The 14,561-nt window shown below is 74.4% G+C and carries 13 protein-coding genes; 6 read left to right on the top strand and 7 right to left on the bottom strand.

The genetic code is table 11. The annotated features are described in order from the left end of the window. The first annotated feature begins 61 nt into the window (after positions 1 to 61). Together ITJ44_RS00735 and ITJ44_RS00740 are read left to right on the top strand one after the other, a co-directional pair. Positions 62 to 871, top strand: coding sequence for an RNA methyltransferase (locus tag ITJ44_RS00735; RefSeq protein ID WP_194632890.1), 810 nt, complete (start codon positions 62 to 64; stop codon positions 869 to 871). Then, a complete protein-coding gene (locus ITJ44_RS00740) occupies positions 868 to 2,082 on the top strand; it encodes a D-alanyl-D-alanine carboxypeptidase (RefSeq protein WP_194632891.1) in 1,215 nt (404 codons plus the stop codon). Before ITJ44_RS00735 ends, ITJ44_RS00740 begins: the two co-directional genes overlap by 4 nt. Positions 2,083 to 2,097: 15 nt before the next feature. Here ITJ44_RS00740 and ITJ44_RS00745 read toward each other — a convergent pair whose 3' ends face one another. After that, positions 2,098 to 2,889, bottom strand: coding sequence for an SGNH/GDSL hydrolase family protein (locus ITJ44_RS00745; protein ID WP_194632892.1), 792 nt, complete (start codon positions 2,887 to 2,889; stop codon positions 2,098 to 2,100). A 125-nt stretch (positions 2,890 to 3,014) separates the two neighbouring features. On the opposite strand from ITJ44_RS00745, the gene ITJ44_RS00750 reads away from it, so the two are divergent. The 3 genes from ITJ44_RS00750 (at position 3,015) to ITJ44_RS00760 (ending at position 7,108) form a co-directional block, all read left to right on the top strand. After that, on the top strand, positions 3,015 to 3,866 hold the full coding sequence (locus tag ITJ44_RS00750) for a VOC family protein (protein WP_194632893.1): 852 nt from the start codon (positions 3,015 to 3,017) through the stop codon (positions 3,864 to 3,866). A gap of 52 nt (positions 3,867 to 3,918) precedes the next feature. Continuing rightward, a complete protein-coding gene (locus ITJ44_RS00755) occupies positions 3,919 to 5,100 on the top strand; it encodes an acyl-CoA dehydrogenase family protein (protein ID WP_194632894.1) in 1,182 nt (393 codons plus the stop codon). Between the two features lie 199 nt (positions 5,101 to 5,299). After that, complete coding sequence (locus ITJ44_RS00760; protein ID WP_194632895.1) at positions 5,300 to 7,108, top strand: DEAD/DEAH box helicase; 1,809 nt, start codon at positions 5,300 to 5,302, stop codon at positions 7,106 to 7,108. Between the two features lie 50 nt (positions 7,109 to 7,158). Here the strand turns inward: ITJ44_RS00760 and ITJ44_RS00765 are convergent, their stop codons facing one another. Genes ITJ44_RS00765 through ITJ44_RS00780 form a run of 4 tightly spaced genes read right to left on the bottom strand, consistent with a single transcriptional unit; the run spans position 7,159 to position 10,862 of the window. After that, on the bottom strand, positions 7,159 to 8,166 hold the full coding sequence (locus tag ITJ44_RS00765; protein ID WP_194632896.1) for a glycine betaine ABC transporter substrate-binding protein: 1,008 nt from the start codon (positions 8,164 to 8,166) through the stop codon (positions 7,159 to 7,161). A 2-nt stretch (positions 8,167 to 8,168) separates the two neighbouring features. Continuing rightward, positions 8,169 to 8,936: an ABC transporter permease gene (locus ITJ44_RS00770; protein ID WP_194632897.1), complete on the bottom strand. Its 768-nt coding sequence runs from the start codon at positions 8,934 to 8,936 to the stop codon at positions 8,169 to 8,171. Beyond that, positions 8,933 to 10,228 carry an ABC transporter ATP-binding protein gene (locus ITJ44_RS00775; protein ID WP_194632898.1) on the bottom strand — a complete coding sequence of 432 codons (1,296 nt, stop codon included), beginning with the start codon at positions 10,226 to 10,228 and terminating at the stop codon, positions 8,933 to 8,935. The genes ITJ44_RS00770 and ITJ44_RS00775 overlap by 4 nt, the downstream gene beginning before the upstream one ends. Then, entirely contained in the window at positions 10,221 to 10,862 is a 642-nt protein-coding gene (locus tag ITJ44_RS00780) for an ABC transporter permease (protein ID WP_194632899.1), read from the bottom strand. The genes ITJ44_RS00775 and ITJ44_RS00780 overlap by 8 nt, the downstream gene beginning before the upstream one ends. Before the next feature lie 250 nt (positions 10,863 to 11,112). Here ITJ44_RS00780 and ITJ44_RS00785 point away from each other — a divergent pair, with 250 nt between their 5' ends. Then, entirely contained in the window at positions 11,113 to 12,459 is a 1,347-nt protein-coding gene (locus ITJ44_RS00785; RefSeq protein WP_194632900.1) for a J domain-containing protein, read from the top strand. A gap of 25 nt (positions 12,460 to 12,484) precedes the next feature. Here ITJ44_RS00785 and ITJ44_RS00790 read toward each other — a convergent pair whose 3' ends face one another. Together ITJ44_RS00790 and ITJ44_RS00795 are read right to left on the bottom strand one after the other, a co-directional pair. Then, positions 12,485 to 13,450 carry an NAD(P)-dependent oxidoreductase gene (locus tag ITJ44_RS00790; protein ID WP_194632901.1) on the bottom strand — a complete coding sequence of 322 codons (966 nt, stop codon included), beginning with the start codon at positions 13,448 to 13,450 and terminating at the stop codon, positions 12,485 to 12,487. A 44-nt stretch (positions 13,451 to 13,494) separates the two neighbouring features. Continuing rightward, on the bottom strand, positions 13,495 to 14,511 hold the full coding sequence (locus ITJ44_RS00795) for a magnesium and cobalt transport protein CorA (RefSeq protein ID WP_194632902.1): 1,017 nt from the start codon (positions 14,509 to 14,511) through the stop codon (positions 13,495 to 13,497). Positions 14,512 to 14,561 lie beyond the last annotated feature (50 nt).

Here is a 14,561-nt window from a genome sequence, read left to right on the forward strand (position 1 = left end):
CGCGACGGCTCCGCGCGAAGTGGCTCCGCATCCCTCCCGGGCGGACCGAGAGAGGACCGGCGTGCACATCCACCGCATCGAGGACCTCTCCTCGCCGGGCCTCGAGGACTACTCGCGGCTCACCGACGTGGCCCTCCGCCGTGTGAGCGAGCCCGCGGGCGGCCTCTACATCGCGGAGTCGACCAAGGTCATGGGCCGTGCGCTCGCCGCGGAGCACGTGCCGCGCTCGGTCCTCGTGCAGGAGCAGTGGCTCGACGACGTCGCCCCGCTCCTCGCGGGCTTCCCCGACGTGCCCGTCTTCGTGGGCGCCGCCGCCGTGCTCGAGCGGCTCACCGGCTACAACCTGCACCGCGGGGCGCTCGCCGCCATGCACCGTCCGCCGCTCCCCGCGGTCGCCGACGTGCTGCGCGACGCGCGCCGGGTCGTCGTGCTCGAGGACATCGTCGACCACACGAACGTCGGGGCGATCTTCCGGGCGGTCGCGGGCATCGGCGCCGACGCCGTGCTCATCACCCCGCGCTGCGCCGACCCGCTCTACCGCCGATCCGTGCGCGTGAGCATGGGGACCGTGCTCCAGGTGCCGTGGACCCGCCTGCCCGAGTGGGACGAGGCCGCGCCCCTCCTGCACGAGGCCGGCTTCCACCTCGCGGCGCTCGCCCTGGAGGACGACGCGGTGACGCTCGACGCCTTCGCGGCGGACGCCCCGGAGCGGATCGCGCTCGTGCTCGGCACCGAGGGCGACGGCCTCAGCAGGCACGCGCTCCGGCACGCGGACTCGACGGTCGTGATCCCCATGCTGCACGGCGTCGACTCCCTGAACGTGGCCGCCGCGAGCGCCGTCGCCCTCTACGCGCTGCGGGTGCCCGCGTGAGCCGCACCCGCCGCCTCACGCTGGCCGGCGTCGCCGCGGCGCTCGTCGTCTCGGCGGGCGTGTACGTCCCCGTCACCCTCACGGCGGAACCGCCTGCCGCCGTCGCGCAGGTCGACGCGCCGTCGCCCGTCGTCAACGTCCCGACGCCCGAGACGTGGCCGGACGCGGGCGTCTCCGCCGTCGGCGCCGTCGGCTTCGACGGCGTGCTCGCGACGGACGACCAGGATCCGACGCCCCGGCCGATGGCGAGCATCACCAAGACCGTGACGGCCCTCGTCGTGCTGGAGGCCAAGCCGCTCGCGCCGGGGGAGGACGGGCCGCAGGTCACCTTCACCGCCGAGGACGAGGCGCTCCGCGGCGAGATCCTCAAGCAGGACGGCGTCGTCGAACCCGCCGTCCCGGGCACGAGCCTGTCCCAGCGCGACCTGCTCGAGGGCGCGCTGCTCGCGAGCGCGAACAACTACGCGGCCGCGCTCGGGGTCTGGGCGTACGGATCGAACGACGCCTTCGTGGCGGCCGCGAACGCGTGGCTCGCGGAGCAGGGGCTCACGGGCACGCACGTGGCCGACGCGATGGGGCTCTCGCCCGAGACCGTGAGCACGACGGCCGACCTCGTCCGCATCGGCGAGATGGTGCTCGCCGACCCCGTGCTGTCGGGCATCGTCGACCAGCGCAGCGCCGACGTGGCGGGCGTCGGCACGGTGGAGAACCGCAACCAGCTGGTCGGGGTCCCCGGGTTCCGGGGCATCAAGACGGGCACGCTGGAGCAGGCGGGCAAGTGCCTGCTCTGGGCGGTGGACACGAAGGTGGGCGACCGGGACGTGACGCTGGTCGGCGTGACGCTCGGCGCGAAGGACCACGCGGAGCTGGCCCGCCAGGTGACGGCGCTGCTGCCGACGGTCAGCGCGAACCTGCACGTGATCCAGGTGGCCACGGCGGGGGAGCCCTTCGCCGACTACACGACCGCGTGGGGCGCGACGGCCCGGGCCGTCGCCACCGAGGACGAGTCGCTGCTCGTGTGGGGCGACACGCCCGTCACCACGACCGTGGAGGCGTCCGGGTCCGGGGAGGCCGCCGCCGGCACCGAGGTCGGCGCGGCCACGGTCACGGCCGGCAAGGAGACGGTGCGGGTGCCGCTGGCGCTCGACCGCGCGATCCCGGGGCCCGACGGCTGGTGGCGCCTCGGCAACCCGGGCGAGCTGCTCGGCTGACTCCTCGCCGGGCGCTCAGCTCCCGGCGTCGACGCGCGTCCACGGCGACGCGTCCGGCCGCTTGGCCGTGCGCCCGTCGCCCGAGGACTGGTGGCGGAGGCGCCGCAGCACCCACGGCACGAAGTACGCCCGCGCCCAGTCGATGTCGCCGGCGCGCGCCTGGCGCCAGGTGCGCGGCGGAAGCGGCTCCGGCTTCAAGGGCTCGAGGTCGTTCTCGACGGCGAGCGCCTGCAGCACCATGCGCGCCACGGTGTGGTGCCCGAGCGGCGCGAGGTGGAGCCGGTCGACGTCCCACATGCGCGGATCCTGGATCTCGGTGAGCGACCACTGGTCGGCCACGATGCAGTCGTGCCGGGCGGCGACCGCCCGGATGTCCTCGTTGTAGATCGCGACCTTGCCGCGCAGCCGCCCGAAGACGGGGGAGAACTTGACGTCGGTGCCCGTGAAGAGCACCACGGTCGCGCCCGCGGAGGAGAGCCGGGCGACCATCTGGTCGAGGCGCTCGGCGAGGCGGTCGGGGTCGGCGCCGGGCCGGAGGATGTCGTTGCCGCCCGCCGAGACGGACACGAGGTCGGGGTGCAGCGCGAGCGCGGGCTCGACCTGCTCGTCGGCGATCTGCCCGAGGAGCCGCCCCCGGATGGCGAGGTTCGCGTAGGAGAAGCCCTCGACCTGGTCGGCGAGCACCTCGGCCACGCGGTCGGCCCAGCCCCGGTGCCCTCCCGGGCTCCCCGGCTCGGGGTCGCCGATGCCCTCCGTGAAGGAGTCGCCGAGGGCGACGTAGCGGCGCCAGGGGTGGGGCTCGGTCATGCGCTTCCTTCCGGGTGGGACGCTCCCATCATAGGAACGCCCCCGCGCGGCCCCGGGAATGCGGACGCGATGGCATTGGTTGAGCATTCAAGCAACTGGACGCACCACCCGAGGAACGAGGATCCATGCCCGACCTGCTCTCCGCCGACACGACCATGGGGCCCGTGACCCTGCTCGTCGGCGACCTCGACCGCATGACCGCCTACTACCGCGACGCGGTCGGCCTCGAGCAGCTCGACGAGGGCACCGAGTCCACGGCTCTCGGGCGCGCGGGCGTGCCCGCCGTGCTGCTCGAGCCGGCGCGCGGACTCGACCTCCCGAGCCCCGGGAACGCGGGCCTCTTCCACACGGCCGTGCTCTTCGACGAGCCCGCCGCGCTCGCCCGTTCCGTGGCCTCGCTCGCGCAGCGCGCGCCCGGCACCTACGCCGGCAGCGCCGACCACCTCGTGAGCCGCGCCTTCTACTTCACCGACCCCGAGGGCAACGGCGTCGAGCTCTACACCGACCGGCCCCGCGACGAGTGGACCTGGCAGGACGGGCGGATCGTCATGGACTCGCTCCGCCTCGACCCGAACGCGTTCCTCCGCGACGAGCTCGCGCCCGTCGGCGACGCCGCCTCCGACGCGGCCGGCATCGGGCACGTGCACCTCCAGGTGGGCGACACGGAGCAGGCGTCCGCGTTCTACGTCGACACGCTGGGCTTCGAGCTCGTCGCCGGCTGGCACGGATCCGCGATCTTCGTCTCGGCCGGCGGGTACCACCACCACATGGCCATGAACACCTGGAACAGCCGCGGCGCCGGGCGGCGGCCCGCGACGCTCGGGCTCGGCACGGTGCGCATCGAGGTGCCCACGCGCGACGAGGTCGTGGCGGTGGACGCGCGCCTCCGCGCCGCGGGAGTCGCCACGCGCGACGACGGCCGCGCGCTCGCCTTCGAGGACCCGTGGGGCAACGCGCTGGTGCTGTCCGCCGCCTGAGCGCCCCGCATCCGGCGGGCGGCGCGGCGGGCGCGCGGGGGAGGATGGGCGCATGACGCCCGCCTCCCCGGCCGACCCGCTCGCCCACCTCGACGCCGCGCTCCTCCAGCGGATCCGCTCGCGCGCGGCCGGGTACGACGCCCGCAACGCGTTCTTCACCGAGGACCTCGACGAGCTGCGGGACGCCGGCCACCTGCGCCTGCTCGTGCCGCATGACCTCGGCGGATCCGGCGCCTCGCTCGCCGACGCCGTGCGCGCGCAGCACCTCCTCGCGCAGGCGGCCCCCGCCACGGCGCTGGGGGTCGGCATGCACCTCGTCTGGACGGCCGTGGCCCGGATCCTCGCGGACCGCGGCGACGACTCGCTCCGCGGCGTCCTCGAGGACGCGGGCCGCGACGAGCTGCTGGCCTTCGCGATCAGCGAGCCCGGCAACGACCAGGCCCTCGCCGACGCGCTCACGGTGGCCGTGCCGGACGCGGACGGCGGGTACCGGTTCACGGGCACCAAGTCGACGTCGAGCATGGCGCCCGCGTGGACGCGGCTCGGCCTCTTCGGGCGTGACGACGCGGATCCCGAGCGGCCGCTCCTCGTCCACGCCTTCGTGGCGCGCGACGCGCCCGGCCTCGAGATCGTGCCCGACTGGGACACGCTCGGCATGCGGGCGACGCAGAGCCACACGGTGATCCTGCGCGACGTGCGCGCGGAGCCCGCCGACGTCGTCCGGCGCCGCGAGCACGGCCGCCGCGACGACCCGTTCGCGCTCGCCGTGCTGCAGGCGTTCGAGCTGCTCATCGCCGCCGTGTACGCCGGGCTCGGGCAGCGCGCGCTCGACCTCGCCGTGGACTCGGCGCTCCGGCGCACCTCCCGCGCGGCCGGTGGGGCGACGCTCGCGGCCGACCCGGGGATCCGGCACCTCGTCGCGGAGGCCGCGCTCGCGCAGGACGCGCTCCTCCCGCAGCTCACCGCGCTGGCGGACGACGTCGACCGCGGCGTCGACCACGGCGATCGCTGGGCGTCGCTCCTCGTCGGCGTCAAGGTGCGGGCGACGCGCACGGCGGCCGAGGTCGTGCGGCGGGCGGTCGAGGTCGCGGGCGGGGGATCCCTCCGCACGGGCGACGAGCTCGGCCGCCTGTACCGCGACGTGCTGGCCGGCGGGTTCCACCCCTCGAGCGACCGGCAGGCCGCGGAGACCATCGCGACCACGCTGCTCGGACCCGTGCCGCGCCGGTCCTGAGCACCGGCCGCACGGCCGGTGGGAGCGGAGCGCGCCGGCGTCGCGGCGACGCGCCCGGACCGTCGCGGAGGCCCGGATCCGCCCGCGTGCCGTGCCGCCGACGCGAGCCCGTGGACGGCGCGGATCCGCCCGCCGCGCGCCGCCCCGGCACCCCCGCGCTCGACGGGAGCGTCCCCGGGTGCGGGTATCGTGAGGTCGAGTGAGCACCCTGCCGACCCCTCCACCGCACGTCGGATCCGCCGCGGCCGAGCACCTCTCGCCGGCCTTCCCGGAGCGCGCCGCCTGGGGCACCGTCAGCAAGCTGCGGGCCTGGCAGGAGGAGGCCCTCACCGCGTACTTCGAGAACGAACCGCGGGACTTCCTCGCCAACGCGACGCCGGGCGCCGGCAAGACCACGTTCGCGCTCCGCCTGGCCTCCGAGCTGCTGCACCGCAAGACCATCGACAAGGTCACGGTCGTCGCGCCCACCGAGCACCTCAAGAAGCAGTGGGCCGACGCGGCCGCGCGCGCCGGCGTCCGCCTCGACCCCATGTACAGCAACGCGTCCGGCGCGCTCGGGCGGCACTACCACGGGGCCGCCGTGACGTACGCGCAGGTCGCCGCGAACCCCTACATCCACAAGACCATGACCGAGGCGAGCCGCACCCTCGTGATCCTCGACGAGGTCCACCACGGCGGCGACGCGCTCAGCTGGGGCGATGCGATCCGCGAGGCCTTCGAGCGCGCCACCCGCCGCCTGTCGCTCACCGGGACGCCGTTCCGCTCCGACACCGCGCCCATCCCGTTCGTCAGCTACCTCCGCGACCACCGCGGCGTCCGCCTCTCGCAGACCGACTACGACTACGGCTACGGGCGCGCGCTCGCCGACGGCGTGGTGCGGCCCGTGATCTTCCTCGCCTACGCCGGCAGCATGCGCTGGCGCAACAAGATGGGCGACGAGATGGAGGCCCAGCTCGCCGAGGGCAACACGAAGGACATCACCTCCCAGGCGTGGCGCACCGCGCTCGCGCCCGACGGCGAGTGGATCCCGCAGGTGCTCGCCGCCGCCGACCGTCGCCTCAGCGAGGTGCGGCAGTCGATCCCCGACGCCGGCGGCCTCGTCATCGCGACCGACCACACGACCGCGCGCGCGTACGCGGCGATCCTGCAGCGGATCAGCGGGCAGCCCGTGACGCTGGTGCTCTCCGACGACGTCGAGGCGAGCGCCAACATCGACCGCTTCTCCGCCGGGACGATGCGGTGGATGGTCGCGGTGCGCATGGTGTCCGAGGGCGTCGACGTCCCGCGGCTCGCCGTCGGCGTGTACGCCACCAGCGCGTCCACGCCGCTGTTCTTCGCGCAGGCCATCGGCCGCTTCGTGCGGGCGCGCCGCCGCGGCGAGACGGCGTCGATCTTCCTGCCGAGCGTCCCCAACCTCCTCGTGCTCGCCAACGAGCTCGAGCGGCAGCGCGACCACGCCCTCGACCGCGACTCCTCGAAGGAGGGCGACCTCTACAACCCCGAGGACGCCATGATGGGCGAGGCGAACCGCAGCGAGAAGGGGTCCGACTCCCTGCTCAGCGAGTTCTCGTTCGAGGCCATGGGATCCGAGGCCACCTTCGACAAGGTGCTCTTCGACGGCGCCGAGTTCGGGCAGATGGCCGACGTCGGCAGCCTCGAGGAGGAGGAGTTCATCGGGCTCCCCGGGATCCTCGAGCCCGAGCAGGTGCGCGAGCTCCTCGCCCAGCGGCAGCACCGGCAGTCGAAGCACGCCAGCGAGCGCGAGCGGAAGCAGGCCGAGAGCGGCGCCCCGAAGGACCCCGACGACATCCCGCTGTACCGCACGCTCAAGGAGCAGCGGCAGCTCCTCAACAGCCTCGTCGGGATGCGGGCCAAGCTGCACGGCGAACCGCACGGCCTCGTGCACGCCGAGCTCCGCCGCGTGTGCGGCGGACCCGCGGTCGGCCAGTGCAGCGTTACGCAGCTGCAGCAGCGCATCGACCAGCTCCGCAGGTGGATGCGCAGCTAGCGCGCTCGGGTGTACCGGGGCAGCTGCCCCGGTCCCCCCGAGCCGCATCCCTAGGGCGCGGTGACGAACCCGTGGTCGACCATGAACTGGAAGGCGACGTCCGCGGGCTCCTCGCCCTGGTCGTCGACCCGGAGGTTCATCTCGCGGAGGGCGTCGTCGGTGATGACCGGGGAGATCCGGTCGAACACGTCCTGGAGGCCCGGGTACTCGGCCAGCGTCGCCGAGTCGAGCACCGGCGCGACGTTGTACGCCGGGAAGAACCCGAGGTCGTCCTGGAGGATCGTCAGGCCGAGCTTGTCGATGCGGCCGTCGGTGGTGAAGACCTCGCCGAACTCGCACGAGCCGCGATCCGTGGCCGTGTAGACCGCGCCCGTGTCGAAGATCGACACGTTGCCCTCGGGCACGCCGTCGGCGGACCCGCGCGGGATCCCGTACGTCTCCAGCAGCGGCGACAGCCCGTCGGACCGGGAGTTGAACTCCGCCTCCACGCAGAAGGTGCGCTCGTCCACCGGCAGGTCCTTGATCTGCGACAGCTTCGTGATGCCGAGCTTGTCGGCCTCCTCGCTGCGGATCGCGAGCGCGTACGTGTTGTTGAGCGGCGCGGGGGTCAGCCAGGTGAGCCCGTTGGCCGCGTCGGCGTCGCGCACGGCCTCGTACTGGGCGCGCTGGTCGGGGATGCCCTTCGCCTCGCCCAGGTAGCTGAGCCACGCGGTGCCCGTGTACTCCCACGTCATGTCGGCGCCGTGGCTCGTCATGAGCTCGCGAGCCGGCACGCTGCCCGGAACGTTCGTCTGGTCGGTGACGTCGAACCCGGCGGCCTTCGCCGCGATCACGGCGATCTTGCCGAGGATCAGCTGCTCGGTGAAGTTCTTCGACGTGATCGTGAGGTGCGCGCCGGCCGGCAGGTCGAGGGGCTGGATGGAGCCCGGCGCGACGTCGGGGACGTAGGCCGTCGCGGGCTGCAGGCCGCAGCCCGTGAGGGTCGCGAGGGCCGCCGCCACGAGGGCGGGCACGCCGAGCGATCGGCGCAGGCGGGCGGAGCGGGGGAGGGTCGGCACGATCAGAGTCCCTTCGGGCGGGCGACGTGCTCGACGACGCGGCCGAGCCAGTCGATGGCGAGCGCGAGGAGCGCGATGAGCAGCGCCCCCGAGACCAGCACCGGGTAGAGGTACAGGCTGACGCCCGTGGTGATGAGGATCCCGAGCCCGCCGCCGTTGACGAACGCCGCGAGCGACGCGGTGCCGACGAGGAGCACGAGGGCGGTGCGGATCCCGGCGAGCATGACGGGGACGGCCAGCGGCAGCTCGATGCGGAACAGCACGGATGCCCGGCTCATGCCCATGCCGCGTCCGGCCTCGACGAGCCGCTCGTCGACGCCGCGGATGCCGAGCATGGTGTTGCGGAGCACCGGAAGCGCGGCGTAGAGCACGAGGGCGACGAGGCTCGCGAAGTAGCCGCTGCCCGTGAACACGATGCTCAGCAGCACGATGAGGCCGATGGCCGGGGCCGCCTGCCCGAAGTTCGCCACGGCGAGGACGGGCGCGGAGTAGCGGCGGAGGCGGCCGCGCGTCAGCAGCACGCCGAGCGGGATGAAGATGACGAGGACGATCGCCGCCGCGGAGAAGGTGAGCACGAGGTGCTCGAGCGTGGACTTCCCCAGCGCGGAGGGCGCGAGCGTCGTGCGCTCCACGGCGGTGAGCGGCGCGACGCCCAGCCAGACGAGGTACGCCGCGAGGACCGCCGCGATGGCGACGGGCTGCGCGACGAGGCCGCGCCAGCCCTGGGCGCCGCCGACGGCCTCGGTGCGCGCCTCGGTCACGGCGCTCATCCGTCCTGCCCGTCCTGCGCTGCGGAGGAGGCGGGGGCGGCGTCCGCCGCGGCCTGCTCGGCGCGCGCGGCGTCGGCGCCCACGGTGCCGATCGTGCCCGTGTTCGTGCCGACGGGCGCACCTGCGACACCCCCGGCGGCCTGGGCGCGGACGCTCGTGATGGCGTCCATCACCGTCTCGACGTCGATCACGCCGAGGAACGCGCCGGCGCGTCCCGTGACGAGCGCGGCGCCCGCGCTCGAGACGAGCATGGTGTCGAGCGCGTCGTTGAGGGTCGCGCGGTTGCCGATCACGGGCAGCCGCGGCTCGGGCACGGCGCCGACGACCTCGAGCCGGCCGAGCTGGCGGCGCGACGGCCACTGGATCGGGCGGTTCCGGGCGTCGACGACCACGGCGTGCTGGTGGCCGACCTCGTCCATGCGGGCGAGGACGTCGCGCGCGGCGTCGCCGGGGTGGGCGACGACGGCGTCGGCGAGCGGCACCTCGTCCACGCGGCGGAGCGTGAGCTGCTTGAGGCCCGCGCCCGAGCCGATGAACTCCTCGACGAACGCGTCGGCGGGCTCGGCGAGGATCCGCTCGGGCGTGTCGTACTGCACGATGCGGGCGCCCTCGGCGAAGACGACGATCCAGTCGCCGAGCTTCACGGCCTCGTCGAAGTCGTGCGTGACGATGACGATGGTCTTCTGCAGCTCGGCCTGGATGCGGATGAGCTCGTCCTGCAGGCGCTGCCGGGTGATGGGGTCCACCGCGCCGAACGGCTCGTCCATGAGGAGCACGGGCGGGTCGGCGGCGAGCGCACGGGCCACGCCGACACGCTGCTGCTGGCCGCCGGAGAGCTCCTTCGGGTAGCGGTCGCGGTACTGCTCGGGGTCGAGCGAGACGAGCTCGAGCAGCTCGTCGACGCGGGCGCGGATGCGCGCGGCGTCCCAGCCGAGCATCTTGGGCACGACGGCGATGTTCGCGGCGACGGTCATGTGCGGGAAGAGGCCGCCGGCCTGGATCACGTAGCCGATGCGGCGCCGCAGCTCGTCGCCGTCGATGCCCGTCACGTCCTCGTCACCGAGGACCACGCGGCCCTCGGTGGGCTCGATGAGCCGGTTGATCATCTTCAGCGTCGTCGTCTTGCCGCAGCCGGACGGGCCGACGAGCATCACGATCTTGCCCGCGGGGATCTCCAGCGTGATGCCGTCGACGGCGGGCTTCGCCTGTCCCGGGTACCGCTTGGTGACGCCGTCGAGCAGGATCGAGCGCCCGCTGATCTCGGGGGCGGTGGGGGTGGTGGTCTCAGACACGGATGCCTCTCGGAGTGGTGAGCCGGCCGATGCCGACGAGGACGAGGTCGAGCAGGAGGGCGAGCAGGACGACGCCGATGACGCCGGTGAGGACGGATTCGGTCGAGTTCGCGCCGCCGAGGCGGGAGAGCCCGGAGAAGATGAAGCCGCCGAGCCCGGGGCCGAGCACGTACGCGGCCACGGCGGCGATGCCCATGACCATCTGGGCGGACACGCGGATCCCGCCGAGGATGACGGGCCACGCGAGCGGCAGCTCGACGCGCAGCAGCGTGCGGACGCGTCCCATGCCGATGCCGCGCGCCGACTCCACGATCGCGGGGTCGATGCCCGTGAGCCCGACCACCGCGTTGCGCAGGATGGGCAGCACCGCGAAGAACGTGACGACCGCGACGGCCGGTGCGACGCCGAAGCCGAGCGGGGCGATGAGGAGCCCCACGAGCGCGAAGGCGGGGAGCGTGAGGCCGATCGCGGAGACGCTGTTGGCCAGCGAGCTGAGCGGGCGGCTGCGGTACACGAGCGCCGCCAGCCCCACGGCGATCACGGTCGCGAGCACCAGGCACTGCACCACGAGGCTGAGGTGCTGCCACGCGGAGAACGCGATCTGGTCGGCGCGGTCGCGCAGGAAGTCCCACATGTCGGTCTCCTCATGATGTGTCGGTCACCGGGAGGGGCATCGGCGGTGGCTCACCTTACGCATGCCACCCGGAAGCGCGAAGTTCGCCATGTGCCGCCCTCGGGTGGTATCACGCGCGCCGCGCGGGCGAGCGCGCGCGCTGTGGTGCGGTACCGACCGGCGCGGAGGCGCGCTCGGGCGTCGTCCAGGCGCGCTCGCCTACGCTCGTGATCCTGGGAGCCGCCCGACCGGTTCCCGCGAGGAGCAACCGATGCCCGTCCCGTCGCGCGACGCCCACGCCGACGCGTACGCCGTGCTCGGCGTCGCGCCGTCCGCGTCGCAGGACGAGATCCGCCGCGCCTACCGCCGGCGCGTGCGCGACGCGCATCCCGACATGGGCGGCAGCGCCGACGAGTTCCAGGCCGTGCACGACGCGTTCGAGGCGGTGGGGGACCCGGAGAGCCGCGCCCGCTACGAGCGCACGCTCCGCGACGCGCCCGTCCCCGAGGAGCCCGCCGGCCGCGCCCACCCGGCGTCCCCCGGCTCCACCTCGGCGGGCGAGGCGTGGGATCCGGCGTCGCGGCGCGGCCGTCCGGGCGCCCCGCGCGCACGCGGCGCCGCGCGCACCCGCAGCTTCGGCCACCCCGGCGGGTTCGCCCGGCTCCGCTACCTGTCGCTCGTGCGCGAATGGCTGGCGGATCCCGCGGAGCCGTCGGTGCCCGCTGCCCCCGAACCGCCGCGCGGCGGAGCCGCCCTGTCCGACCGACCGGAGCCCTACGTCCGTCGTGCCCGGGCCATCGCCCCGCCCGTGCTCGGCGTCCTGCTCGCCCTCGTCCTCCTCGTCTCGGGCATGGGCGTCGTGCCGGCGGTCGTCGGATTGGTCGTGGGCGCGGCCGCGGGCCTCGCTGCCGCGGGTCCGATCGGACGCGCCTGGCACCGTGCGGAGGAGCCCCGGCGTCGCGCGGCGGCGCAGCTGCAGGAGGACGCCATCGCCCACGAGCGCGCCCTGCGCGCCTACCCCGACCTCATGGCCGCCTACAGCGCGCGCCTCGCCCGCCTCGAGGGCCTGCGCCGGCGCTTCGAGGCCGACGCCTACGCGCCCGACCTCGTCGCCGAGGTGCCCGTCGCGGCGTCCGAGGCGCTCCGGGCCGCCGTCGCGCAGGAGGAGACGGCGCGCGAGCTGATGGAGCTCGGCCCGTCGTACGCGTTCTGGAACGGCGTCGCCGTGCCGCGCTCGGGCGACGCGATCGACCACCTCGTCCTCGGCCCGCAGGGTCTCGTCGCGGTCGAGTCCGTCCCCCGGGGATCCGCCGCCGCGACGGATCCGTCCGCGCGCGACGCCGCCCTCCGCGGCCTCGACGCCCGCGCCCGTGCGCTCGCCCGGGAGATGGAGGTGCCCGTGGTCGGCCTCGTGCTCTCGCTGCCGTCCGGGGTCCTCGGCGCGGCGCCGGTCGTCCTGCACGCGGCCGACGACCCGCACGCGCTGCCGGCCTACGCGGTGGCCCGGACGCTCCTCGCCGACCACGTCGCCGCGGGCCTGCCCGGCCTCCACGCGATGGACGCGGAGCGGTTGCTCGCGGTCCGCACCCGCCTGGTGCTCGACGCGCGCTTCGTCTGACGGCGCTGTTCGGGACGGGCGGCCGTCAGCGGGGGAGCGGCACGTCCAGCTCGCCCGCGCGCACCATCCACTCGACGGCCTCGCGGGCCGCCTCCTCGCTCGTGAACCGCGGCGCGTAGCCGAGCACGTCACGGGCCTTGTCGATGCTCGCGACGTGGCTGCGGCTGAGGTGCTGCCAGCTGGCGTCGGCGTGATCCGGTTCCGTACGGGCGCGGAACCCGCCCCAGTCGAGGTGCTCCAGCTCGGGCTCGCGGCCGAACCAGGAGGCCGCCGCCCGGGCGAACCCCCGCACCGAGAGCGCGCGCTCGGAGACGGCGTGGAAGCTCTCGCCGACGCTGGTCTCGCGGTTGGCGATCGCCAGCTGCACGACCTGCGCGACGTCGTCGGCGTGCACGTGGTGCATCGTCTCGCTGCCCGATCCCGGCACGGCGAGCGGGCCGCCGGTGGCGAGCGCGGTCCACACGGCGGGGTCGAGGTTGCCGACGGGGGTGATCACGGGCCACCCGCCGCCGCTGATGTGGCCCGGGTGGACCACCGTGCACGGCACGCCGCCGGAGCGCGACTCCGCGATGAGGTACCGCTCGATCTCGGCCTTCTGCACGCCGTACTCGCCGAACGGCTCCTTCGGGTCGTCCTCGCGCAGCGGGAGGGAGGAGCTGAGGCCGTGGGTCCAGATGCTGCCGATGTGGATGAGGTGCCGCACGCGGCCGCGCAGCCCCTCGACGAGGTGCCGCGCCGAGTCGGGCGTGAAGCAGACCAGGTCGACGACGACCTCGGGCGACAGGGCCCCGATCCGGTCCGCGAAGGTGCCCGCCGCGTCCTCGGCGTCGCGGTCGACGCGCACGCGCTCGACGCGGTCCCACAGGGGCGACTCCCGGTAGGGCTGGCGCGTGCCGCGGCTCACCGCCACGACGTCGTGCCCGGATTCGACGAGTCGGGGGACGAGGAAGGTCCCGATGTGGCCGGTGGCTCCGATGACGACGACACGCATCCCGTCACCCTATCCCCGCGCCGGACGCCCGACCGGCCCGGGGATCAGATCCAGCCGCGCTTCCGGAACGCCGCGTACAGGACGACGCCCATGAGGACCATGAGGCCGAGCGCGAGCGGGTATCCGTACGTCCACTTCAGCTCCGGCATGTCGACGAAGTTCATGCCGTAGATGGTCCCGACGAGCGTGGGCGCGAAGAGGATCGCCGCCCAGGAGGAGATCCGCTTCACCTGGTCGTTCTGGGCGAGGCTCGTCTCGGTGAGCTTCTTCATCTCGTCGTTCTGCCGTTGGCCGACGAGCGTCGTGTGCACCGTGAGCGCGTTCTGCAGCAGCGTGCGGAAGGCGTCCGCGCGCTCGGCGACGCGGATGACGTGGTCGTGCACGTCCCGGAAGCCGCGGCGGAGCTCGAGGTCCACCTCGTGCTCCTCGGCGCGCTGCCGCAGGTCGTCGAGCATCGCGCCGAGCGGCGCCGTGGCCCGCTGGAACGCGGTGACCTCGCGCATCAGCGCGTAGATGCGGCGGGAGACGTCGGGGTCGGCGCCGAAGATCTGGTCCTCGATCTCGTCGACGTCGTCCTCGAGGCCCGCGGCGACGGGCCCGTACTCGTCGGCGACCTGGTCGAGGATCGCGTACAGGACGGCGCGCGGCCCGAGGGCGAGGAGCTCGCGGTCCTCCTCGAGGCGGTGGCGGACCGCGGAGAGGTCGGGGGACTCCGCGTGCCGGATGGTGACCACGAAGTCGGGCCCGACGAACACGTGCAGCTCCCCGAACTCCACGCGCTCGTCGTCGTCGAGGTAGCGCGCGGGGCGCAGCACGACGAACCAGGTGTCGCCGTAGCGCTCCATCTTCGAGCGCTGGTGGCCGCTGAGGGCGTCCTCGACGGCGAGCGGGTGCAGGCCGAACTCGTCGGCGACGCGGTGCAGCTCCTCCGGGTCCGGCCGGTACAGGCCGATCCAGGCGATGCCCTGTCGCGCGCGCATGACCTCGAACGTCTCGTCGAGGCTCTCGGGATCCGCGGTGCGGACCCCCTGGACGTACACGGCGCTGTCGACGACGGTCATCGGTCCTCTTCTCTCGGGGCGGGACCCGCGCGCGGGCCGAGAGCGACTGT

The organism is Clavibacter sp. VKM Ac-2873, from assembly GCF_015351075.1.
Lineage (GTDB): Bacteria > Actinomycetota > Actinomycetes > Actinomycetales > Microbacteriaceae > Clavibacter.

What these genes read in the sequence shown, in the direction of transcription:
- ITJ44_RS00745 (WP_194632892.1), bottom strand. Translation starts at nt 2,889, where the DNA reads ATGACCGAGCCCCACCCCTGGCGCCGCTACGTCGCCCTCGGCGACTCC.
- ITJ44_RS00750 (WP_194632893.1), top strand. Translation starts at nt 3,015, where the DNA reads ATGCCCGACCTGCTCTCCGCCGACACGACCATGGGGCCCGTGACCCTG.
- ITJ44_RS00755 (WP_194632894.1), top strand. Translation starts at nt 3,919, where the DNA reads ATGACGCCCGCCTCCCCGGCCGACCCGCTCGCCCACCTCGACGCCGCG.
- ITJ44_RS00770 (WP_194632897.1), bottom strand. Translation starts at nt 8,936, where the DNA reads ATGAGCGCCGTGACCGAGGCGCGCACCGAGGCCGTCGGCGGCGCCCAG.
- ITJ44_RS00780 (WP_194632899.1), bottom strand. Translation starts at nt 10,862, where the DNA reads ATGTGGGACTTCCTGCGCGACCGCGCCGACCAGATCGCGTTCTCCGCG.
- ITJ44_RS00785 (WP_194632900.1), top strand. Translation starts at nt 11,113, where the DNA reads ATGCCCGTCCCGTCGCGCGACGCCCACGCCGACGCGTACGCCGTGCTC.
- ITJ44_RS00790 (WP_194632901.1), bottom strand. Translation starts at nt 13,450, where the DNA reads ATGCGTGTCGTCGTCATCGGAGCCACCGGCCACATCGGGACCTTCCTC.
- ITJ44_RS00795 (WP_194632902.1), bottom strand. Translation starts at nt 14,511, where the DNA reads ATGACCGTCGTCGACAGCGCCGTGTACGTCCAGGGGGTCCGCACCGCG.